18 protein-coding genes are annotated in these 21,881 nt (G+C 67.7%); 15 read left to right on the top strand and 3 right to left on the bottom strand.

The features are described from left to right. The first annotated feature begins 111 nt into the window (after positions 1–111). The gene (locus LOC56_RS03060) at positions 112–378 is read left to right on the top strand and encodes a hypothetical protein (RefSeq protein ID WP_229950329.1); all 267 of its coding nucleotides are present in this window, start codon (positions 112–114) and stop codon (positions 376–378) included. A 7-nt stretch (positions 379–385) separates the two neighbouring features. Here the strand turns inward: LOC56_RS03060 and LOC56_RS03055 are convergent, their stop codons facing one another. Further along, on the bottom strand, positions 386–2,818 hold the full coding sequence (locus tag LOC56_RS03055) for an alpha/beta fold hydrolase (RefSeq protein ID WP_229950327.1): 2,433 nt from the start codon (positions 2,816–2,818) through the stop codon (positions 386–388). A gap of 228 nt (positions 2,819–3,046) precedes the next feature. Here LOC56_RS03055 and ssd point away from each other — a divergent pair, with 228 nt between their 5' ends. The 7 genes from ssd to LOC56_RS03020 all read left to right on the top strand — a co-directional run bounded on the left by ssd (position 3,047) and on the right by LOC56_RS03020 (position 8,267). Beyond that, positions 3,047–4,210, top strand: a complete 1,164-nt coding sequence (ssd, locus tag LOC56_RS03050) for a septum site-determining protein Ssd (RefSeq protein ID WP_229950325.1) — start codon at positions 3,047–3,049, stop codon at positions 4,208–4,210. A 2-nt stretch (positions 4,211–4,212) separates the two neighbouring features. Continuing rightward, a complete protein-coding gene (locus LOC56_RS03045) occupies positions 4,213–5,445 on the top strand; it encodes a TadA family conjugal transfer-associated ATPase (RefSeq protein ID WP_269437933.1) in 1,233 nt (410 codons plus the stop codon). 7 nt (positions 5,446–5,452) lie between these two features. Next, positions 5,453–6,220, top strand: coding sequence for a type II secretion system F family protein (locus LOC56_RS03040; protein ID WP_229950323.1), 768 nt, complete (start codon positions 5,453–5,455; stop codon positions 6,218–6,220). Next, positions 6,217–6,837: a type II secretion system F family protein gene (locus LOC56_RS03035; protein WP_229950321.1), complete on the top strand. Its 621-nt coding sequence runs from the start codon at positions 6,217–6,219 to the stop codon at positions 6,835–6,837. Before LOC56_RS03040 ends, LOC56_RS03035 begins: the two co-directional genes overlap by 4 nt. A gap of 149 nt (positions 6,838–6,986) precedes the next feature. Further along, the gene (locus LOC56_RS16375) at positions 6,987–7,352 is read left to right on the top strand and encodes a DUF4244 domain-containing protein (RefSeq protein WP_442860055.1); all 366 of its coding nucleotides are present in this window, start codon (positions 6,987–6,989) and stop codon (positions 7,350–7,352) included. A gap of 56 nt (positions 7,353–7,408) precedes the next feature. Then, positions 7,409–7,756: a TadE family type IV pilus minor pilin gene (locus LOC56_RS03025; protein WP_229950319.1), complete on the top strand. Its 348-nt coding sequence runs from the start codon at positions 7,409–7,411 to the stop codon at positions 7,754–7,756. Beyond that, on the top strand, positions 7,734–8,267 hold the full coding sequence (locus LOC56_RS03020; RefSeq protein ID WP_229950317.1) for a hypothetical protein: 534 nt from the start codon (positions 7,734–7,736) through the stop codon (positions 8,265–8,267). Before LOC56_RS03025 ends, LOC56_RS03020 begins: the two co-directional genes overlap by 23 nt. A 17-nt stretch (positions 8,268–8,284) precedes the next feature. On the opposite strand, the gene LOC56_RS03015 is transcribed toward LOC56_RS03020, so the two are convergent. Both LOC56_RS03015 and LOC56_RS03010 read right to left on the bottom strand, forming a co-directional pair. Then, the gene (locus tag LOC56_RS03015) at positions 8,285–10,624 is read right to left on the bottom strand and encodes a DEAD/DEAH box helicase (protein WP_229950315.1); all 2,340 of its coding nucleotides are present in this window, start codon (positions 10,622–10,624) and stop codon (positions 8,285–8,287) included. 70 nt (positions 10,625–10,694) lie between these two features. Beyond that, positions 10,695–11,348: a GNAT family N-acetyltransferase gene (locus LOC56_RS03010; RefSeq protein WP_229950313.1), complete on the bottom strand. Its 654-nt coding sequence runs from the start codon at positions 11,346–11,348 to the stop codon at positions 10,695–10,697. Positions 11,349–11,431: 83 nt separating this feature from the next. Here LOC56_RS03010 and trhO point away from each other — a divergent pair, with 83 nt between their 5' ends. The 7 genes from trhO to proC all read left to right on the top strand — a co-directional run bounded on the left by trhO (position 11,432) and on the right by proC (position 21,707). Continuing rightward, positions 11,432–12,325: an oxygen-dependent tRNA uridine(34) hydroxylase TrhO gene (gene trhO, locus LOC56_RS03005; protein WP_229950311.1), complete on the top strand. Its 894-nt coding sequence runs from the start codon at positions 11,432–11,434 to the stop codon at positions 12,323–12,325. A 158-nt stretch (positions 12,326–12,483) separates the two neighbouring features. Continuing rightward, a complete protein-coding gene (locus LOC56_RS03000; RefSeq protein ID WP_229950309.1) occupies positions 12,484–14,262 on the top strand; it encodes an FAD-binding protein in 1,779 nt (592 codons plus the stop codon). 133 nt (positions 14,263–14,395) lie between these two features. Beyond that, a complete protein-coding gene (locus tag LOC56_RS02995) occupies positions 14,396–16,015 on the top strand; it encodes a DUF7059 domain-containing protein (protein WP_229950307.1) in 1,620 nt (539 codons plus the stop codon). Positions 16,016–16,182: 167 nt separating this feature from the next. After that, the gene (gene topA, locus LOC56_RS02990) at positions 16,183–18,918 is read left to right on the top strand and encodes a type I DNA topoisomerase (protein ID WP_229950305.1); all 2,736 of its coding nucleotides are present in this window, start codon (positions 16,183–16,185) and stop codon (positions 18,916–18,918) included. A 25-nt stretch (positions 18,919–18,943) separates the two neighbouring features. Beyond that, positions 18,944–19,966: a Ppx/GppA phosphatase family protein gene (locus tag LOC56_RS02985; protein ID WP_229950304.1), complete on the top strand. Its 1,023-nt coding sequence runs from the start codon at positions 18,944–18,946 to the stop codon at positions 19,964–19,966. Further along, positions 19,950–20,804 (top strand): sugar phosphate isomerase/epimerase family protein, encoded by an 855-nt coding sequence (locus LOC56_RS02980; protein ID WP_229950301.1) that lies wholly within the window; start codon positions 19,950–19,952, stop codon positions 20,802–20,804. The genes LOC56_RS02985 and LOC56_RS02980 overlap by 17 nt, the downstream gene beginning before the upstream one ends. 57 nt (positions 20,805–20,861) lie before the next feature. Further along, on the top strand, positions 20,862–21,707 hold the full coding sequence (gene proC / locus LOC56_RS02975) for a pyrroline-5-carboxylate reductase (protein ID WP_229950299.1): 846 nt from the start codon (positions 20,862–20,864) through the stop codon (positions 21,705–21,707). The last annotated feature ends 174 nt before the right edge of the window (positions 21,708–21,881 follow it).

The raw sequence follows: 21,881 nt of genomic DNA, 5'->3' as shown, positions 1-21,881 counted from the left end.
GCCGCTGCTTTGCCGCTGCTTAGCCGCTCCTTTGCCGCGCCGGGCCCGGGAAACCTGCGGCGCGGCGATAGGGGAGACTGGAAGCTCACCAACTCTCAGGGCGGAACCACTTTGATCACTCTTCAGCAGGACAATGACGGCTTTATTCGTATGGACCGGCATTTCCCGGCCTCGGCCTCCATCGCGGTCCGCTTCAGCGACGGCACCAGCGAAGTGCTCACCGGCGCCCGGCTGAATCAGGCGTACGACGACGCCGTGGCCGTTTTCCGCGCAAAGAACCATCTGGATGCCAAGGGCTTCTCACGCGTACCGAAGAAGGTTTTCCCCGGTGCCAACAAGATCAATGTTGTTCCGGTGCAGCCCGGGATGGGTAACTAGCCCATACTCAGACGGAATCCACCGTGCGGGCACCCAGATGCCCGGTGACGAGCTTCAGCAGTTCGGGCACCACGGCGGGGGAGAAGTAGTGGCCCATACCGGGAATCGTGGCCAGCCGTGAGCCGGGAATCGCGGCCACCGTCGCCGCGCCTCCGCTGGGATGCACAATCGGATCCCGGTCGCCGTGGATTACGAGGGTCGGAACCCGGACGCCGGCCAGGGCCGCGGTGCGGTCGGCAGAGGCATTGATGGCACCGAGCTGCCTGGCCCTGGCCGCCCCGCCGTCCGGATAGGCTCCGCGGTCCCAGGCCTGGCCTGCCAGTTCGGCTTCCGTTGCCGGATCCGCCGGGTGGGTCCGCCCGGAAAGATGACGCATCAGGGCTACCCGCGCCCGGATGAACTCCTCCCGGGTCCGCGGCGGCCGTGCCGCGAACCGGCGCTTGGTGGAGAAAGCTGCGGCGCCCACGTCCCGGGCTCCCGTGGTGGAGATGATGGAGGTCAGGGTCAGGACGCGGTCCGGGTGGTGGGCGGCCACGGACTGGGCGATCATGCCGCCCAGCGACATCCCCACCATGTGTGCCCGGCCCACCTGCAGGTGCTCAAGCAGCCCCGCGACGTCGTCGGCCATGTCCTCAATCCGGTAGGCGCCGGGCACCGGCCGGCCCAGTGCCTGACGCAGCAGGGTGGGGGCGGGTGTATCCATCCGGCCGGAGCGGCCGACGTCCCGGTTATCCGGCCGGATGACGCGGTAACCGGCAGCAGTCAGGCCCTGCACGAATTCCGCCGGCCACGCCGCGAGATCCAGCCCGAGGCCGGAAAGCAGGACCACCGGCTCGCCGTCGTCGGGGCCCTCGACCCGGTAACACAGCCGCAGCCCGGACTCGAGGGTGACGAACCGGTCCGCCGCTGAATCGTCGGCCCGGCCGGCGTCGCCGGCATCACCGCTGAAGTGCAGGTGCTCGTCCGCCAGTGCGCCCTTCTGCAGGTCCCTCCGGTCGGCCAGGAAGTTCATGGTCATCAGCCAGGGAGCCTGCAGGCCCTGCCGGGGCAGGGACGACAGGCTGCGCTGGACATACCCGGCGCCAAAGTCCAGCAGCGGCCGGGTGGGCATGCCCGGCGGCGCCACGGGAACGGCCGATGTGTAGCCGTGCCGGTCCATGGAGCTAAGCAGCCGCGAGAACCACTGCGTCAGCAGCCCGACCTTCAGTGTCCAGGACGCGTTGGTGTAGCCGATGGCGAAGGCCATGTTGGGGATGCCGCTGAGCATCACTCCGCGGTAGGCAACGTGCTCGGCCAGGTTTACCGGCACGCCGTCGAGCTTCAGTGCCATACCGCCCAGGACCTGGACGGTGAATCCGGTGGCGGTCACCACGACGTCGGCCGCCACTTCCTCTCCGGAGGCCAGGCGGAGGCCGCGCTTGGTGAACCCCGTGGTCAGGCCCGTCACCACGGTTGCGTTGCCGCTGCGCAGGGCGGTGAAGAAATCGCCGTCCGGCACCGCGCACAGCCGCTGGTCCCACGGTCGGTACGGCGGATTCAGGTGCTTATCCAGCTCAAATCCCTCCGGGACCTTGCGGGACTGGATACCGCGGATGAGCTTGCGGGCCAGGTTCGGCCACCGCTGGCAGAACACCCAGATGTACCGCTGCCGGCGGGCGCTGACCTCGGCCATGATCCGGCCGGTGCGTTCCGGTCCGACGACGCCGCGCAGCCGCCGGGCGATCGGATCCTCCGCCGGGACGGGAAGGATATAGGTGGGCGTGCGCTGGACCATCGTCACGCTGGCGCCCAGCTCCGCCAGCGCCGGAACCAGGGTGACGGCCGTGGCGCCGCTGCCGAGTACGGCAATCCGTTTACCTGCAACGTCCAGGTCCTCGGGCCAGTGCTGCGGGTGCACCACCGGCCCGGCGAACAGTTCCCGGTCGGGGAGCTCCGGCGCGTAGCCCTCCCCGTAGCGGTAGTAGCCGGCGGCATTGAAGATCCAGCCGGCGGTGAGATGCAGGATCTCCCCGGTCCCCACCGGTTCGGCCGGTGCAAGGTCAGGGCCGGATTCCGGCGTCCGCGTCCGCTCGACCGTGACGGTCCAGTGCGCGTCCCGGCTGGACCAATCCGCGGAGAGCACGCGGTGGTGGTAACGGATCAGGGAATCCACACCGTATTCGGCGGCGGTCTCCTTGAGGTAGTGCAGGATGCTCGGGCCGTCGGCAATGGCTTTCTCCTCACGCCACGGACGGAAGTCATAACCAAAGGTGTAGAGATCCGAGTCGGAGCGGATTCCGGGGTAGCGGAACAGGTCCCAGGTACCGCCGGGGCGGCCACGGGTCTCCAAGAGGGCGACGGAGCGCCCCGGATGGTCCATGCGCAGGCGGCATGCCGCGCCGATGCCGCTCAGCCCGGCGCCGATGATCAGCACGTCCAGGTGTTCCATGTCGGTTTCCATAACTCCCCGCTTCTTTTGCAGGCACGCCGATGCGCCGGTTGCCGGTTGCCGGTGCTGAACCGTCCTGCCGGATGGTTCGCTCCCGGTTAGCGCCGACCCTATCGGATTCGGCCGCCGGTAGCTGATGGAGCGGGACCTTTCCTCCACAACCTTCTTGCCGGCCGCGGTTTCCCTGATGGTCCGGTCCGGGGATACGACTGACCGGTCCGTGGTGCGACGGTAGGGCGCATGGACATGGAACGAGGTGCGCCGGGCGCCGCGCGGGTACGCAGCCGATGGCTGCTGGAAACGCGGTCCGGCCGCCGGCTGCCGGGCGGGGACGCCGTCGTCGCTGTGCTGGTGGCTGGGGATCAGGCGCTCCAGGACGAAGTGGCCCGGGTCGCTGCAGCAGCCGGTGTGGAAATTCCCGTGGCTCTCGACATCCCGGACGCCCTGGCTTTGGTACCGGATGTGCTGCTGCTGGGCAGCGGGCACCTCCGGTTCCTGACCGAACAAGGAGGACCGTGGCGCGCGCTCGTTGCCGCGGGAGCCGTTCCGGCGGGATCGGGGAAACCCGAGGTCATTGTGGTCAGCCTGGCGGAGGACACCACCGTCTGGGACGCAGCTGCGGGAAGTTCCGCGGGCCGGGTCGCGGTTCTTCCGGCAGCAGCCGGCTGGCTCGCGGGCTTTCTGGGCAGGCGGCGGAGCCTCTCCGGAGGTACGGTCCTGGGTGTCTTGGGTGGAGGCGGAGCCGGTGCCTCCACTGTGGCCTGCTGGTTGAGCGCCAATGCCGCCGAGACGGGCCAGTCGGTGCTGTTGCTGGAAGGAGATGCCTGGGGAACGGGCTTGGAATGGGCCCTGGGCGCTGCCGAGCTGGAGGGTATCCGCTGGCCGGACCTGGAGGGGTTAAGCGGCAGCCTGAATCCCGTGCAGCTCGCGGCCGGGCTGCCTGCGCTCGCAGGATTTTCACTGCTGGGCCGGGGCACGGGGATACCTCCGGCTGATGAGGTAGTTGCTGCGGCAGTCGTGGACGCAGCGCGGAGCGGATATCAGCTGACCATTGTGGATTTGGGCCGGACCGTCGGGGCAGCGTCGCTGCTGCGTTTCTGCGACCAGATGCTGTTGGTGGTGCCGGGCAGGACCGGCGGCGTCCTGGGAGCGCAGGCGTTGCTGCCGCATCTCGGGGAGGTACCGGCCCACGTAGTGGTGCGCGGGCCGCTCGGGAACGGATTGGACGAAGTGCTGGTGGCCGAAGCCCTGGGTTTGCCGCTGTCCGGTTACCTGCCCTTCCAACGGGGAACGGGCCGGGAATACGGCCAGGTGCTGGCGGGTGCGGGACGCCCGCGGGTCAGGCGCGTGTCACAGCGGATTCTGGCGACGGTGTTGCCCCCGCCGGTTGGAGCAGCGTCGTGAGTATGTCCGGTGCCGGAAGCGGCGGAGTGCACCGCCAACGGCTGGGTCAGCCGCTTGGGCCGGATCCGCTGTTGGCCCGGGTGCGGGACCGGATGCTGGCACGCTCCGAACCGGTGACAGGAGCACGGCTGGCGGCGGCGGTGCAGGCCAGCGGGCAGCTGCTCGGTTCTGAGGGGACACTGCACGCAGTGGACCGTATGCGTGCCGAGCTGCAGGGACTGGGGCCGCTGCAGCCGCTGGCATTGCTTCCCGGCGTCAGCGACATCCTGGTGAACGGTCCGGACCGGGTCTGGGTAGATGCCGGCCGCGGCTTGGAACTGACAGCCATCCGGTTTGCCTCGGACTCGGAGGTGCAGGCCCTTGCCACCCGCCTGGTGGCGGCTGGGGGCAGGCGGCTGGACGATTCCTGTCCCTGCGTTGATGTCCAGCTGCAGGGTTACCGCGTGCATGCAGTGCTCCGCCCGGTCTCCACCGGGTCTACGCTCCTGTCGGTCCGCATTCACCGGAGCCGGTCCTTCACCCTCGCGGAACTGACACGCGGCGGAACCCTGGACCCGCAGTGTGAAGCCCTGCTCCGAACCATTGTCCGCCGACGCTTGAACTTCCTCGTCAGCGGAGCCACCGGCACCGGGAAAACAACGCTTCTGTCCACGCTGCTTTCCCTCAGCGGACCGCAGGAACGGCTGGTGCTGGTGGAAGACGCCGCGGAACTGGAACCGGACCATCCTCATGTGGTGGGCCTGCAGAGCCGGCACGGAAACGTGGAGGGCAGCGGGGTGCTGGATCAAGCCGAACTGGTGCGGCAGGCCCTGCGCATGCGGCCGGACCGCCTGGTGGTGGGTGAGTGCAGGGGAGCGGAGGTCCGGGAACTCCTGGCAGCGCTGAACACCGGCCATGATGGAGCGGGCGGAACCATTCACGCCAACTCTGCCGCGGGAGTGCCGGCCCGGTTGGCGGCATTGGGCGCACTTGCCGGCATGGCGCCGGAAGCAGTGGCACTGCAGGCGGCAGCAGCGCTGGACGTGGTGGTCCATCTGCACAGGTCCGCCGGCACCCGCACTATTTCCGAGATCGCGGTCCTGATGATCGCCGACGGAAAACTGACTGCCGTGCCGGCGCTGGTCCTCAGTGGAGGGAAATACCGGCACGGCAGCGGGTGGGCGGAGCTCGAACGGCGGCTGGAGGTACGGGCAGCCGCCGACAACGGTGCCGGATCCGCGCCGGCGGGCAGTTAGCGTCGGCGTGGCAGGGCTGACCGTCGCAGTACTCCTTGCCCTGGCCTCGGCACTGACAATCTGGTTTCCGCCGCTCCGGCCGCCGGTTGCCCGCCGCCTGGCTGCGCCCAGAACGAAGGGCCCGCTCCTCCATCGGAACCGTCGGCACCGTCGGCACCGTCTCCCGGGGCTCGACGGTGACGCCCCGGCCCTGCTCGTGCGGGAACTGGCGGGGCTGCTGGCGGCGGGGCGCTCGGCCCATCGGATCTGGGCAGACGCAGCCACCCTGTATGAAGCGCCGGGTCCGGCGGAGGCATCCGTTCACCCCTTTTTCCCGGTGCTGCAGGCGGCCGCGGCGTCGGCGGCGCTGGGCCTCAGCCCGGTGCCGGTGCTTGCCGCTGCGGAGCATCCGGACGGCGGGAAAACGGATCCGGCGCTGCAGCAGCTGTGGTCCGGTTTGGCTGTCTGCCTGCGGGTATCGGAGCGGAGCGGCGCCCCGCTGGCCGCCGTGCTCAGCCGGTATGCCGGACAACTGGAAGCCGCCCGTGACGCCGCCTCGGACCGGGAGGCGGCAATGGCCGGCCCGCGTGCCACCGTGCGGCTCCTGACCTGGCTACCGGGCGGCGGGATACTCCTGGGCTACCTGCTGGGCGGTAACCCGCTGCAGATCCTGACGGCGACGCCGTTGGGGTGGCTCGCGGCTGCAGCCGGAACCGGGTTCTGGCTGGCAGGGCGTTTTTGGTCTTCACGGCTGGTGCGGAACGCCCAGGCTCCGATGCAGGGCAATTACGGATGACCGGACTGCTGGTGTTCGCTTTCCTCTCGACGGCTGCCCTGCTCCTGACCGGACCCGTCGGACATCCGCGGCAGCCGCACCTCCGGCAGAGGACCGAGCCCCGGCCGGAGGGCAGCACCGGCGACCCCGCGCTGATGCTGGACCTGATTGCGGCAATGTTGGAAGCAGGACAACCGCTGCCCTCGGCGTTGGCCATCCTGCGCGAGGGTGTGGACCCGGCTACGTCCCGGGATCTCGACCGGCTCCTGCAGGCACTGGACCTCGGAATTCCATGGGATGCCTCGTGGCAGCTGTGCGCCGGTTCCGCTTCCACCGGAACGCAACCATCGGGCGCGGAACAGGCATCCCGGGTCGGCAGGGTGACAACCGGACAGGTCTCGGCACTCGCGGCACTCGGCCCGGCCCTGCGTTTCACGGCCGTTACGGGGGCCCCGTCGGCTGCGGTGCTTCATTCCCAGGCGGACGCCCTTCGGCGGCGCCGGCAGACGGAGAGCAGGCGGCGGGCAGCTGCGCTCGGGGTTCGCCTGGTGATGCCGCTGGGGCTGTGTTCGCTGCCCGCGTTTGTGGCGCTGACCGTGGTGCCGCTGCTGATGTCCCTGCTTCCGGGGTGGACCTGACCGGCTCGGCAGGGCACGCCTCACCCGTTCGTTCCTCCACAACCCACCGCCGGGCCGGGGTTGTCCCCACCGGCATCGGAGCAGCAACCTGCAAGCGGCGGCCGAAGGCAGGATCAAATCACAGACCCTTTCAGCAGGAGGAAAGACACATGCGAGTCAGCACCAGATCCGTCTCCGCACCATCCCCAGCCGCTGCCCGCCTCGAAAGGGACGGGGGAGGACCGGGGCCAGCCTGCCCAAACCCGGAATCGGACGGCAGCCACGGGGTGTACAGCCTGTCCGGGCGCACGGCCGTGGACATACCCCGCCTCACACTGGTGAAGCCGCTGCCGGAAACGCAGGCACCGGCTGATCCGCCGTGGACCGACCGGGAGGCCGGTATGGCCACCGCCGAATATGCCATTGCCACGCTGGCCGCCGTGGCCTTTGCCGGTTTACTGGCCATCATCCTGGGCGGCGACGAGGTCCGCGGCATGCTGGTCTCGCTCATCCGGTCCGCACTGACCCTGGGCTAGGAGTGCAGGCCAGGAGTGCCGGGAGAAAGACTCCGAAACAGAGCGACCGGGGAGCGGTGACAGCCGAATTTGCGGTGGCGCTGCCAGCCATCGTGCTTGTACTGGTCGGAGGACTGACGGGAATCTCAGCAGGCATCACCCAGCTTCGACTGGAGGAAGCAGCCCGGGCGGCGGCCCGCGAGGTCATGCGCGCAGATCAACCCGCTGCAGCGGCTGCCGTTCAGCGGCTGGCCGGAAATTCGGCCGAGCTGATTCTCTCTGTCGAGGGGCACTGGACGGCCGTGGAGGTTCGCAGTTCCCTGACTCTGCCCGTGCTGAGCCTGCTTCCGCTGGAACTTTCAGCCGACGCCGTAGCTTTTCCCGGGGATGGAGGCCTGCCGAATGGCGTTCCGTCCTCTGGGTAAAGCCCAAGCCGAAGTTGTGGCCGGAGCCTGCGATGGGAAAGGCGGGACGGAACCGGCCAGCAGCGAGCCGAAGGAACGGGGAGCGGGAACGGTTGCCGCGCTCACGATCTGCATGGTGTTGCTGGGGCTTTCCGTGGCTGCACTGGTGATGGTGCAGGCATCGGTAGCTGCTGTACGGGCCGCCACAGCCGCGGATCTTGCCGCCCTTGCAGGCGCAGACACCCTGCGCGGGCTGCAGCCGCCTGGAATCTCCGCGGGCATTTACCTCGATGCCGGCCGGTCTGAAGCCGGTGACTTCGATGCTGACGGACTCGATGCCGTAACCGGCGCCGCTAACACCACAGGCGATGCCTGCGGTGTGGCCGGAAAGGTGGCCGCGCGCAACAACGCTGCACTGCGCGGCTGCACCGCAGATCCCGGTTCCGGCACAGTCACCGTGGAAACGGAAGTCTCGATCCCTGCGTTTCCGATTCCGGCCGTGGCCCGGGCACGTGCCGGACCTCCCGGCTAGGCCCGGCGGCCGTCAGGCTAGGAGGTAAGGACCATGGCCTCCGGCGCATGGTCCAACAGCACATTCAGGAGCGTGACGGCACCCTTCTTATCCAGCGGATTGTTCTTGTTGCCGCACTTGGGGGACTGCACGCAGGAAGGGCAGCCGCCGTCGCATTCGCAGGCACGGATGGCATCGCGGGTGGCGGCCAGCCAGATCCGTGCCGCCTCGTAGCCGCGCTCGGCGAAGCCGGCACCGCCGGGATGCCCGTCGTACACGAAGATGGTCGGCTTCTCCGTGTCTGCATGCAGGGCAGTGGAGACCCCGCCGATGTCCCAGCGGTCACTGGTGGCCACGAGCGGCAGCATGCCGATGGACGCATGTTCGGCGGCATGCAGCGAACCGGGGAAATCGGCAGGGGCAAGCCCTGCCGAGACAAGGAACTTCTCATCGATAACGAACCACACGGCCTTGGTGAACAGTTCCTTGGCTTCGAGCTCCAGCGGCTCCTCGCCGAGGATCTCGTTCGAGATCAAGGCCTTGCGCTGGTAGGAGACCACCTGCGTGGTGACCTTCACGGTGCCGAAGCAGACCTGGATGCCGTTCCACTCGGAGGTGCGGTCCGTTTCCAGCACCTCCACCTGGGTAATGTCACGGGCCTGGGTGTAGAACTCCGGATTGGTGCGGGTGACCATGGCGCAGTGGTCGGCCTCGTTGAGCTCATCCACCAGGAACGTCTGCCCCTGATGGACGTAAATCGCGCCGGTATGCGCCTGGTACTGCGCCTGCGGGGAGTCCATGGTGCCCAGCAGTGTGCCCGTCTCGGTCTCGACGATGTTGATCGGCCCGCCGCCGGCCGCCCGCAGATTGACCATGGACGCGGCGCTTTCCGGATGCGTCCAGAACCAGCCGGAGGGCCGGCGCCGCAGATAGCCCTGGTCCACCAGCTGCTCCAGCAGCCCGCCGGCGGTGGGACCGAACAGTTCCCGCTCATCCGGAGTTATCGGCAGCTCGGCCGCGGCAGCACACAGATGCGGTCCCAGCACGTACGGGTTGGACGGGTCGAAGACCGTCGCCTCCACCGAAATGTCGAAAATCGCCTCGGGGTGGTGCACCAGGTAGGTGTCCAGCGGATCGTCGCTGGCCACAAACGCGGCCAGCGCGTCCTGGCCCGAGCGCCCGGCCCGGCCGATCTGCTGGAACAGCGACGCCCGGGTGCCCGGCCAGCCGGCCACCAGCACGGCGTCCAGCCCGGAAATGTCGATGCCCAGTTCCAGCGCCGAGGTGCTGGCGATGCCCAGCAGTTCACCGCTGCGCAGCCGCCGTTCCAGCTCCCGGCGTTCTTCGGGCAGGTAACCGGAACGGTAGGCCGCCACCCGGTCCGGCAGGGAAGGATGCACCTCGTCCAGCAGCCGCCGGGTGATGGTGGCAATGGTTTCGGCCCCGCGGCGGGATTTGATGAAAGCGATGGTGCGGACCTGCGCTGCCACCAGGTTGGCCAGCAGATCTGCGGTCTCGGCCACCACCGTGCGCCGCGACCGTGCTCCGTTCTCCCCTTTCAGCTCGGTCAGCTGCGGCTCCCACAAGGCCACCGTGGTGGACCCGTGCGGTGAACGGTCCTGCGTCACGGCGGTGACCGGTGCACCGATCAGCCGGCTGAAGGAATCCGACGGTTCGGCAGACGTGGCCGAGGCGCCGATAAACACCGGATCGGCACCGTAGTACCGGCAGATCCGCCGCAGCCGGCGCATCAGGTTGGCGACATTCGAACCGAAGACCCCGCGGTAGCTGTGCGCCTCGTCGATGATGACGTATTTCAGGCGGCGGAAGAACCGCGCCCACCAGGCATGGTTCGGCAGGACGCCGAAGTGCAGCATGTCCGGGTTGGCGAGCACCAGGTTGGCATGGTCCCGGATCCAGCGGCGGGCACCCGTGTCCGTATCGCCGTCGTACGTCTCGGCCCGGACCGTGGGCAGCTGCAGCGCCTTGACGGCGGCAAGCTGGTCGGCGGCCAGCGCCTTGGTGGGGGCCAGATACAGTGCGACGGCGCCGGACGGCTCCAGCGTGGCGCGGTCATCGAGGGAAGTGCGGTGGATCGCGTCGAGGACGGGCAGCTGGTAAGCCAGCGACTTTCCCGAAGCCGTGCCGGTGGCAATGATCGTGTGCTGCCCGCTGTGCGCGGCTTCGGCAGCTTCCATCTGGTGCGCCCACGGCTCATGGATGCCGCGGCGCTGGTAGGCGGCAACGACGTCGGGGTGCGCCCATTCGGGCCACGGCGCGGTAACGGCACGGCGCGCAGGAATGTGGTGCACGTGCATCAGCTGCTCGGGCTCGGCGCCGCCGCCCAGCAGCGGAATCAGGGAATCATGAAGAGCCACGTGCTCATTCTCCCACCCGGAAATCTACGGGCACGCATGTTCACTGCCGGGGGAAAAGGGGGTGCGAAGATCAGAGCCGCGGCTCGAACATTACGACGGCGGCGAGGGACTCCCAGCCCAGGTACCGGTAGAGCTCCTGCCCCTCCAGCGAGGCGATAAGCAGTCCGGCGTCGGCGTCGTCCTCCAGGGCCAGCGCGGTCAATGCCCGCATCACGTAGCTTCCCAATCCCCGCCGCCGGTACGCAGGCTCGGTGATGATCCGGTCAAACACGGCGTAACCGTCGATCACGGCCACCCTTCCGGCGGCTATCGGCTGCCCGGCGTCGAGCACCGTTACGGTGCCCACCTTGTTCTCGTGGGTGCTTTCGGTTTCATAGCCGTCCCACGGCAGCACGGGGTACTCGATGTCCTGGCCCGCCATATCGGCCGCCATCAGGACCTCGTCGCTTGACCGGATCTGCATCCCGTACACCGATGCCGCGCCGTGGACTTCGTGAACCCGCGTAGTCACGATGGTGAACAGCCGGGTGGGGCTGTGCCGGGCGGAAGAAGCAAGGGCGGCGAACTCGTCATGGGAGGGTTCGAGCGCGAAATACTCCCAGTCGTTGGTCCGGTCATGCAGGAGCGCAGCCGGAAAGCGGCCCTCGTGACGGGTCCGGTACCCCCTCGCCTGGGCCCACCCGGAGACCCAGGTCTCAAGCAAATCGTCATCCAGCGCTCTCATAGATGCACACTAGCGGTCACCCGGTGCGAACGGTATGCATCGGAGATGAAATACGGATGCCTGCCTCGGTCTACCCTTATCTTGTGGCACTGAACCGAATCGCACTGTATTACGCTTTCACTCCCCTTCCCGACCCGGAGGCAATCCGTCTCTGGCAGCGCGCGCTCTGCGAAAAGCTGGGCCTGCGCGGGCGCATCCTGATCTCGCAGGACGGCATCAACGGCACCGTCGGGGGAGAGCTGGACGCCGTCAAGGCCTATGTAAAGGCCACCCGGGAATATCCCGCCTTCAAGAAGATGGACATCAAGTACTCCGAGGGCTCGGCGGAGGATTTCCCGCGCCTGAGCGTGAAGGTGCGCAAAGAGATAGTGAGTTTCGGCGCACCGGGCGAATTGAAGGTGGACGAGAACGGCGTGGTCGGCGGCGGAACGCACCTACGCCCGGAAGAGCTCCACCAGCTGGTGGAAGAGAAGGAAAAGGCCGGCGAGGAAGTGGTCTTCTTCGACGGGCGCAACGCCTTCGAAGCGCAGATCGGAAAGTTCAAGGGCGCCGTGGTGCCCGATGTTTCCACCACGCATGACTTCATCGCCGAACTGGAATCGGGCAAGTACGACGACCTCAAGGACAAGCCGGTGGTCACCTACTGCACCGGAGGAATCCGCTGCGAGGTGCTCTCCAGCCTCATGGTGAACCGCGGGTTCTCCGAGGTCTACCAGATGAAGGGCGGCATTGTCCGCTACGGGGAAACCTACGGCGACAAGGGCCTCTGGGAAGGTTCGCTCTACGTCTTTGACAAGCGGATGCACACGGAGTTCACGGACGACGCCGTGACCATCGGCCAGTGCGTGCGCTGCCAGGCTCCCACGAGCAAGTTCGAGAACTGCTCCAACCCGTCCTGCCGCAAGCTGACCCTGTACTGCGCGGACTGCGCATCGGACCCCGCCACGCTCCGCTGCCCTGACGGCTGCGACGAGTGACCTCCGGAAATACTTAGGCCGCCCCTAACTACCTCTATACTTCCCCGCCCGCCGTTGTTAGCATCGCGGGCACGGGCGCTGATGCCCGGAACAGGCCTGACCGGAACCGGCGTCTGCCGGGCACGCCGGGATCGGGCGCAGCCCAAAGGCGGGGGAGCATGGAAACGGTTGGCACGGCGGCGGACGCCGCACAGAGTACAAACGAATGGGACCGGATAGTCGACGTCCTTGTGGTCGGATCGGGTGCGGCCGCGCTGACCGCGGCCATCACGGCAGCGGATGAGGGACTGGATGTCCTGGTCGTGGAGAGCACCAAGTTCTGGGGCGGCACCACCGCCATTTCCGGCGGCGGTCTCTGGATGCCCAACAACCCCCTGATGAAAGAGGCAGGGGTGCAGGACAGCCAGCAGAATGCCCTCACCTATATGGAAGAGGTGATCGCCGACGTCGGCCCCGTCTCCTCGCGCGAACGCAAGCTCGCGTTCCTGCGCTCCGTGCCGGAAGTCGTGACGTTCCTGGGCGGTCTCGGGGTCCAATGGATGCGTTCCAAGGACTACCCGGACTACTACCCGGACCGGCCCGGCGGAATGGTCGGCCGCTCCCTCGAGGTGAAGCCCTTCGACACGAAACTGCTGGGCCCCTGGTTCAAGCACTCGCGCGCCGCGGCGTCGGGCATTCCCGCACCCCTGGCCACCGACGACGTCTGGGAGCTCTCCCGGGCCTGGTCCACGCCGAGCGGGTTCATCCGCGGCGCCCGCTTCGTTTTCCGCACCCTCGGCGGGTTGGTCCGGGGCAAGCGGCTGTACGGTCTGGGCGGAGCCCTGTCCTCCTCGCTGATGTACATCGTGCGTAACCAGCAGACGCCGGTCTGGCTCTCCACGCCGCTGACGGACCTGGTCCAGGACGACGACGGCGCGGTGCTGGGCGCCGTCGTCCGCCGCCAGGGACGGGACGTCCGGATTCGGGCAAGGCACGGCGTGGTCCTGGGCGCCGGCGGCTTTGCCCGGAACGCCGAATGGCGGGAAAAGTACCAGGGCCTGGAGAAGGAGTACTCCTCGGCCCCTGAAGGCGACCTCGGCCAGGCTATCGACATTGTGGCCGCCCGGGGCGGCGCGCTGGCCCTCATGGATGACGCCTGGTGGGGACCGACCGCCGTCGGGCCCAAGGGGAAGGTCACTTTCACGCTTGCGGAGCGGTCCATGCCGTTCTCCCTGGTGGTGGACGCAGCAGGCCAACGGTTCCTGAACGAGTCCGAATCGTACGTGGATTTCGGCCACCACATGCTCGAAAACAACAGGAAAGTACCGGGGGACCCCGCCTGGCTGGTGTTCGAGGCCCGGCACGCCCGCCGCTACCTGTTCAACGCCCTGCTGATCGGGCGCAAGGACTGGACGCGGCAGGGGCTGTTGCTTCGGGACGACACGGTTGCGGGGCTGGCGGAGAAGATGGGTGTGCCGCCGGCGGCGCTGCAGGCCACGGTGGAACGGTTCAATGGCTTCGCGCAGACCGGAATCGACGAAGATTTCCATCGCGGCGACACCGTCTATGACAACTACTACAGCGATCCGCGGGTGAAGCCGAACCCGAACCTGGGGCCGCTGGAGAAGGGACCGTTTTCCGCCGTGCGCCTGTACCCAGGGGACCTGGGCACCAAGGGCGGTCTGGTGACGGACGCCGATGCGCGTGTGCTCCGCGAGGACGGCAGCGTCATTCCCGGACTGTATGCCGCTGGAAACACCACCGCCTCCGTCATGGGCCGGACCTATCCGGGGGCCGGGGCAACCATCGCACCGGCGGTTGTCTTCGGTTACCGCGCTGCCCGGCACGCGGCTGCCCACGCTCCCTCTGCCGTCAGCCCGGTGGAGGCGGCCATGGCGGCACCCGCCCCGGCGGCCGCACCGGCAGCGGGCGTCCCGGTGCAGGGGACGGCCGGTTAGCGGGCTCACCGGCAAGGCCTCCGGGCGGTGATTGAACGTCAGGGCAGGGCGGGCGGGTACTTCCGTGACTTGTTGGAGGTGCCCGTCCGTCGTTTGCACGGACCGCCGATAGCGCGGCCCTAGACTGGGGGATGTGATTGATTTCTCTTCCGTTCCTTCCGCACCCCGCAGCCGCGACACCTGGCTTCTCAAGGCGCTCGCCGCCGATCTGGAGGAGGCCGGATACACCGTAAACGGTGTGGCCGGGTTCCTTGGCGAGGAAGCATCGGCGGCCCTGCAGCGGGACCAGCTGGTTCCCGCCCTGCTGGCCTGCCGTGCCGAAGCGGAAGCCGCAGATCCCCGTCGTGTTGCGGTTCCCATCCAGCTTTGGCTGTTGGGGGAAACGGCTGAGCGGGCCGAACTGGACAGCGCACTGCCGCGCACCGGCACCGAAGGCCTCCTGGAACTCGGGCTCATTGAACGCGGACGCATCTTCGGCACTTTCCGTGCAGCAGTGGACCTGCGCCCCTACGGCACCGACGACGGCGGCACCGGTTCCGCCGGGAATCCCGACGGTGATCTCTGGGTGGCCAGCGACCTGGGCAGCCACCAGCGTCCCGGCGTGCTGCGACGCGACCACGTTCTCGGCATCGGGCAGGCTTCCCTGAGCCTGGCCCAGCTCACCGTACGCGCGCCCGTGGGGCGTGCCCTGGACCTGGGCACCGGATGCGGGATCCAGACCTTCCATCTGCTCCGGCACGCGGACCACGTGACGGCGACCGACGTTTCCGAGCGTGCCCTCGGCTTCACCCGGTTCAACCTGATGCTCAACGCGCCCCAGCTGGACATCGATCCGGACCAGCCCGAGGAGCGGTTCACCCTCCGGCTGGGCAGCCTGCTGGAGCCGGTGGCCGGCGAAAAGTTCGATCTGGTGGTTTCCAACCCGCCGTTCGTCATCACTCCGCGCACCGGCGGCGACAACGATGAAAGGTACACCTACCGCGACGGCGGCTTGGCCGGGGACGGCATCGTCGCCGCCCTGGTGGCCGGCCTCGAGGAGGTCCTGCGTCCCGGCGGCACCGCCCAGATGCTGGGGAACTGGGAGATCCCGGCCGGCCGGGACGAGGAATGGTCCGCCAGGCTCGAGGAATGGCTTCCGGAGGGGATGGACGCCTGGGTCATCCAGCGCGAAACCCTCACCCCGACGGAGTATGCCGAAATGTGGCTCCGCGACGCCGCGCAGGGCCGCGAACGCGAGGAATACACTGCGGCGTACGCCGGTTACCTGGAGGATTTCGCTTCCCGGAATGTTGGAACTGTGGGGTTCGGCTCACTTTGGCTGCGCCGACGGCGGAAGCCCGGCGCCGAACCGCTGCGCAGGTTCGAGGAAATCACCCACCCCATTGAACAGCCCGTGGGTCCGCACCTTGATGCCGCCGTACGCCGGTTCGACTGGGTCAGCAGCCGCACCAAGCTGGAGAACGTGCACCTTCTGGTCGCCGACGACGTTACTGAGGAACGCCATCAGCGCCCCGGGGCCGAGCATCCGGGTGTGATCCTGCTCCGTCAGGGCGCCGGGCTGCGGCGGACCAATCTCATGAGCACGGAGCTCACCGGGTTCGTTTCCGCCTGTGACGGCGAGCTCTCCGTGGGACAGATAGTCTCAGCCCTGGCCGCCCTGCTGGATCGCCCTGAACCGGAGTTTGGCCAAAACCTGGTCGCGGAAGTGCGTAATCTGGTCTTGGACGGGTTCCTCGTTCCGGACCGCTGGTAGGTCCCGCGCCCGTCCCGGTGCGGGTCAGTGCCTGCGGTGCTTTCCGGTTACCCTAGTGCTGGGGCATCGCGCATACTGTCTGTGGATGTACCGGACTGCCGATGCACCAAAGCGCCGGAACAAAGCGCCCCGAACTTATTTGAACCACCCCGTTACGTAGGAGAACAGTGCCAGTTAAGGCAACGGACAAGAAGACCGGCAAGAAGAAGCTTGTAATTGTCGAGTCTCCGGCCAAGGGCAAGACCATCGCCGGGTACCTCGGCGAAGGCTTCGAGGTGACGGCGTCGATGGGTCATATCCGCGATCTTCCGCAGCCCTCCGACCTGCCCGCCGAGTTGAAGAAGACGGGCGTCGGCAAGTTTGCCGTGGACCTCGACAATGACTTCGAGCCGTATTACGTGGTGTCTGCGGACAAGAAGAAGAAGGTGGCCGAGCTCAAGGCCGCATTGAAGGACGCCGACGAGCTCTACCTCGCAACTGACGGTGACCGCGAAGGCGAAGCCATTGCCTGGCACCTGCTGCAGGTGCTCAAGCCCAAGGTCCCAGTTCACCGGCTGACCTTCCCGGAAATCACCCGCGAAGCCATCCAGCGCGCCCTGCTGGAAATGCGCGACGTCGACGTCGCCATGGTGGATGCCCAGGAAACCCGCCGCATCCTTGACCGGCTCTACGGCTACGAGATTTCCCCTGTGCTCTGGCGCAAGGTAGCCCGCGGCCTGTCCGCCGGACGTGTGCAGTCCGTTGCCACCCGGCTCGTGGTCGAACGCGAGCGGGAGCGCATGGCGTTCCGCGCGGCGTCGTACTGGGACCTTGTGGGAACGTTCGCCACGGAAGCCGCCGAGAAATTCAAGGCCCGCCTGGTCTCCGTCGACGGCGCCCGCGTCGCCACCGGCAAGGATTTCACCGACCGCGGTGAGCTGAAGTCCAAGACCGCCGTGCACCTGGACGAAGCAGCGGCCGTGTCGCTTGCCGCCGGCCTGGAATCGGCCGCGTTCACTGTCCGTTCCGTGGACACCAAGCCGTACACCCGCCGTCCGGCCGCGCCGTTCACCACCTCCACCCTGCAGCAGGAAGCCGGCCGCAAGCTGCGCTTCTCCTCGCGGGTGACCATGCAGGTGGCCCAGCGGCTGTACGAAAACGGTTACATCACCTATATGCGTACGGACTCCCCGGCGCTGTCGGACCAGGCCATCAACGCCGCCCGCCGCCAGGCCTCGGAGCTTTACGGCCCCGAGTACGTGCCCGAAGCGCGGCGCGTCTACAAGGGCAAGTCCAAGAACGCCCAGGAAGCACACGAGGCCATCCGCCCCGCCGGTGACTCCTTCCGTACTCCCGCCCAGGTGGCCTCCTCGCTGCGCGGCGACGAGTTCCGGCTCTACGAGCTGATCTGGAAGCGTACCGTTGCCTCCCAGATGGCCGACGCCAAGGGTTCCACCGCTTCCGTGCGCCTCGGTGCGGTGTCCGCTGACGGGCGCGACGCCGAGTTCTCGGCTTCCGGCACGGTCATCACCTTCCGCGGCTTCATGGCTGCTTATGAAGAGGGCCGCGACGCCGCCCGCGAGGACGACGAGGCCGAGGGCACCGAAGGCGCCCGCCTGCCGGTGCTGAAGGCCCAGGACACCTTGACCGCTGCAGACATCGCTGCCGGCGGACATGAGACCTCCCCGCCTCCGCGGTTCACTGAAGCGTCGCTGGTGAAGATGCTCGAAGAACTCGGCATCGGCCGCCCCTCCACGTACGCCGCCACCATCTCCACGATCATGGACCGCGGCTATGTCACCAGCCGCGGCCAGGCACTCGTGCCGAGCTGGATCGCGTTCTCCGTGGTCCGCCTGCTGGAGGAACACTTCACGGATTACGTGGATTACGACTTCACCGCCGAACTCGAAGAGGACCTGGACCGGATTTCCCGCGGCGAAGCCGGCCGCGTGGAGTGGCTGAACCAGTTCTACTACGGCGACCGTGTGGAAACCGGCCTGCACACCATCGTGAACGACCTCGGCGAAATCGACGCGAAGGCGATCAACTCGATCGAGATTGCCGACGGCATTGTGCTGCGCGTGGGCAAGTTCGGCCCCTACCTGGAGCGTCCGCTGCCCGCAGACGCCCCCGAAGGGACCGAGCCCGAGCGGGCGAACGTTCCCGAGGACCTGGCCCCTGACGAACTCACCGCCGAAAAGGCGCTGGAACTGATGGAGACCGCCGCTCCCGAAGAGCGCGTGCTGGGCACCGATCCGGAAACGGGCCGGACCATCGTGGCCCGCAACGGCCGCTACGGCCCGTACGTGATCGAGCTGATTCCGGAACCCACCGAAGAGGACCTGGCGAACCAGCCGGTGGAGTACTACAAGAACGGCAAGCCCAAGCCTCCGAAGAAGCCGGTGAAGGTCAAGCCGCGCACCGGCTCGCTCTTCAAATCCATGAGCGTGGAAACGGTGACCCTGGACGAGGCGCTGAAGCTGATGAAGCTGCCGCGCGTCCTGGGCACCGACGCCGAAGGCAACGAGATCACGGTGCAGAACGGCCGGTTCGGTCCGTACCTGAAGAAGGGCACGGATTCGCGGTCGATCGGTTCTGAAGAGGAAATCTTCACGATCACGCTCGAGCAGGCGCTGGAGATCTATTCCCAGCCCAAGCAGCGCGGTGGCCGGCAGGCTGCGGCACCGCTGGCGGAATTCGGTGCTGATCCCGTGTCGGAAAAGCCGATCGTGGTCAAGGATGGCCGCTTCGGGCCGTACATCACGGACGGCATCACCAACATCACGGTGCCCCGCTCCACGGCCATCGAAGAGCTGACCCGCGAGCAGGCCATTGAACTGCTGGCGGAGAAGCGGGAGAAGGGCCCGGCGAAGAAGCCCGTGAAGAAGCGTGCGGCTCCGCGGAAAGCTACAGCGAAGAAGTAGGGGCCGGTAGAGCGATAATGGAATCATGCGCCTAGGGGTTCTCGACATCGGGTCCAACACCGTCCACCTCCTGCTGGTGGACGCCCATCCCGGTGCCCGTCCCGTCTCCTTCGCCTCGCACAAGCGTCCGCTGCAGCTGGTGTCCTACCTGGACGCCGACGGCGCGATAAGCGAGGCCGGGCAGGATGAACTCATCGGGTTCGTCAACGAGGCCTGGAACTTCGCCCGCCGGCACGGCGCGCAGGACCTGCTGGCCTTCTCGACCTCGGCCATCCGGGAATCGGCCAACGGTGCCGAGGTCCTGGCCCGGGTGCAGCGGGAGACTCCGGTGCGGCTGGAGGAACTCTCCGGCGGAGACGAAGCGGCGATGACGTTCCTCGCCGTCCGACGTTGGTACGGCTGGGGCGCCGGTTCCATCCTGGACCTGGACATCGGCGGAGGTTCCTTCGAGATGGCACTGGGCCAGGACGAACTTCCGGAAATCGCCCGGTCCCTGCCGCTCGGCGCCGGACGGCTAACCCGGGACTGGCTTCCCGAGGATCCACCCTCACCCAAGAGCATCAAGAAGCTGCGCAAATACATCCGCGGGATGGTCGGGGAAGCGGCTGAGGAGTTCAGCGCCTTCGGCCGCCCGGACCTCGTTGCCGGAACGTCCAAGACCTTCCGGTCACTGGCGCGCATTGCCGGCGCTGCGCCGTCGGCCGCCGGACCGTTTGTGCCCCGCGTGCTCACGTTGGAGGACCTGTCCCTCTGGACCAAGCGGCTGGGCGCCCTGACTGCCCGGGACCGTGCCGGTCTGGACGGCGTATCCGCGCTGCGCGCCCCGCAGATGCTTGCCGGAGCGCTGGTGGCGCAGGCCGCCATGGAAGCCTTCGCCGTGCAGTCCCTGAAGATCTGTCCGTGGGCGCTGCGCGAGGGCCTGATCCTGCGCCGGTTCGACACGCTGCGCTTCGAAACAACCGGTGACCTGCCCCGCGGCCCCGCCGAAGGAGAGGAATTCCTCGTGGCTGCCGGGGCGGGTCCTTCCTCCAATGGAAAGCCAGGCTGACATGCCGACGTCCCTGCCGCAGCCCGGACGCGCCGCCATTCCGGTGGCGCTGTCCAGCGCTTCCGTATACCCGCTGTCCGTGCATGACACCTTCGCGGTGGCTCATGACCTGGGCTATGACGGTGTGGAAATCATGGTCACCAACAGCCAGGTCAGCCAGGACCCGGGCTCCCTCAGGGAGCTGAGCGAGCAGTACCGGCAGCCGATCCTTGCCATCCACGCCCCCACCCTGCTCCTGACGCAGCAGGTCTGGGGTGCGGCCTGGACCAAGATCGAACTGTCCGCGGCGATGGCCGCGGAAGTAGGTGCTGCCACCGTGGTGGCGCACCCCCCGTTCCGGTGGCAGACGGGTTATGCGGAGAACTTCGCCGAAGGCGTGAAGAACATCGCCGAGCAATACGGCGTCACCATCGCCGTGGAGAACATGTATCCGTGGCGGGTCCGGGGGCGCGAGGCAAAAGCCTACCTGCCGCACTGGAACCCGATCCCCGAACCGTATGAAAACGTCACCTGGGACTTTTCCCATGCTGCCATCGCCGGCATGGACTCCTTTGAGCAGATCCGGAAACTCGGGGACCGGCTCCGGCACGTCCACCTGACGGATGGAACTCCCAACGGCAAGGATGAGCATCTGCTGCCCGGCGACGGCACGCAGCGGTGTGCCGAGGCGCTGTCCTACCTGGCCGACGGCGGGTTCGACGGCGTGGTGGCCGTGGAAGTCAGCACCCGAAAGGCCCGTGGCGCGGGGGAGCGCGAGGAACAGCTGAAACAGACCTTGGAATTCGCACGGGAGCACCTCCGGCCCAAAGCCGTCCTGGCCGGGCACAACGCCAGCTAACCGGCCGCCTTTGCCTGTCCGCAAACCCCGTAGAAGCGGCATGACAGAATCGAAGTCATGGAAAGCGCACAGAATCCCCGACTGACATTCCTTGGCTGCGGCTCGATGAACGAAGCCATCCTCGGCGGAATCCTCGCCGGCGGCCTTGCCGCCGAGCAGGTTACTGCCACCGTCCGGCGGGCCGAGCGGGCTGAAGAGCTTCGCACGGCACACGGCGTCACTGTCCTTGCTGGCAGCGAGGATCCGGACGCAAACCGGAAAGCCGTCGCCGGTGCTGACCTGGTCATTGTCGGCGTCAAACCCGTGGGCGTCGCTGATCTGCTGCGCGAAATTGCCGCGGACCTGCCCCGCGGCGCCGTGGTCCTCAGCGTGGCTGCCGCCGTGCCGCTGCACCTGATGGAGTCGCTGCTGCCGGAAGGCCAGTCCGTCATCCGTGCGATGCCCAACACCCCGTCCCGCCTTGGCCGCGGCGTCACGTCCATTTCCGCCGGCAGTTCCGCCGGCCCGGACGCGATGGACCTGGCCCGACGCGTACTGTCCGCCACCGGCACCGTGGTGGAGGTGCCCGAAGAACAAGTCGACGCCGTTTCCGCCGTCAGCGGTTCCGGCCCCGCCTACGCGTTTTACCTGGCCGAGGCCATGGCCCGGGCCGGCGCCGAGCTCGGCCTGGACCCGGATCTCTCGGCCCTGCTGGCCCGGGAAACGGTCGCCGGCGCCGGGTACATGCTGGCAGAGCCCGACGCCGATGCCCCGTCCCTGCGCCGAGCCGTGACCAGCCCCAAGGGCACCACGGAAGCGGCCATCCGGACCTTCGACGAGCTGAACCTGCCCGGCGTGATTGAGGCCGGCGCCCGTGCGGCAGCGGCCCGGGCCGAAGAGATCACGAAGCAGCTGACTGTTTAGTCTTGCCTGGATTGTTGGCCCGGTTGTTGGCTCGGCCTTGCTGCGCCGGCCTCCGGGCCTGGCTCCGGCGGCAACGAAATTCCTACGCTCGCAGAGCTCGCTCGGAATATTAAAGCCGCCTCCGCCAGCCCCTACGGCCGGACGCTGACGCTGCCGCCTCCGCCAGGTCCTACG

The sequence above is a fragment of the Arthrobacter sp. zg-Y179 genome (assembly GCF_020907345.1).
Taxonomy (GTDB): Bacteria; Actinomycetota; Actinomycetes; order Actinomycetales; family Micrococcaceae; genus Arthrobacter_B; species Arthrobacter_B jinronghuae.
Note: the sequence above shows the minus strand (reverse complement) of the source record. Positions and strands in the feature narration are given on the sequence as shown.

What these genes read in the sequence shown, in the direction of transcription:
- LOC56_RS03020 (WP_229950317.1), top strand. Translation starts at nt 7,734, where the DNA reads ATGGCGTTCCGTCCTCTGGGTAAAGCCCAAGCCGAAGTTGTGGCCGGA.
- proC (WP_229950299.1), top strand. Translation starts at nt 20,862, where the DNA reads ATGGAAAGCGCACAGAATCCCCGACTGACATTCCTTGGCTGCGGCTCG.
- LOC56_RS03035 (WP_229950321.1), top strand. Translation starts at nt 6,217, where the DNA reads ATGACCGGACTGCTGGTGTTCGCTTTCCTCTCGACGGCTGCCCTGCTC.
- LOC56_RS03055 (WP_229950327.1), bottom strand. Translation starts at nt 2,818, where the DNA reads ATGGAAACCGACATGGAACACCTGGACGTGCTGATCATCGGCGCCGGG.
- LOC56_RS02985 (WP_229950304.1), top strand. Translation starts at nt 18,944, where the DNA reads ATGCGCCTAGGGGTTCTCGACATCGGGTCCAACACCGTCCACCTCCTG.
- LOC56_RS03000 (WP_229950309.1), top strand. Translation starts at nt 12,484, where the DNA reads ATGGAAACGGTTGGCACGGCGGCGGACGCCGCACAGAGTACAAACGAA.
- LOC56_RS03045 (WP_269437933.1), top strand. Translation starts at nt 4,213, where the DNA reads ATGTCCGGTGCCGGAAGCGGCGGAGTGCACCGCCAACGGCTGGGTCAG.
- LOC56_RS16375 (WP_442860055.1), top strand. Translation starts at nt 6,987, where the DNA reads ATGCGAGTCAGCACCAGATCCGTCTCCGCACCATCCCCAGCCGCTGCC.
- LOC56_RS03010 (WP_229950313.1), bottom strand. Translation starts at nt 11,348, where the DNA reads ATGAGAGCGCTGGATGACGATTTGCTTGAGACCTGGGTCTCCGGGTGG.
- ssd (WP_229950325.1), top strand. Translation starts at nt 3,047, where the DNA reads ATGGACATGGAACGAGGTGCGCCGGGCGCCGCGCGGGTACGCAGCCGA.
- LOC56_RS02980 (WP_229950301.1), top strand. Translation starts at nt 19,950, where the DNA reads ATGGAAAGCCAGGCTGACATGCCGACGTCCCTGCCGCAGCCCGGACGC.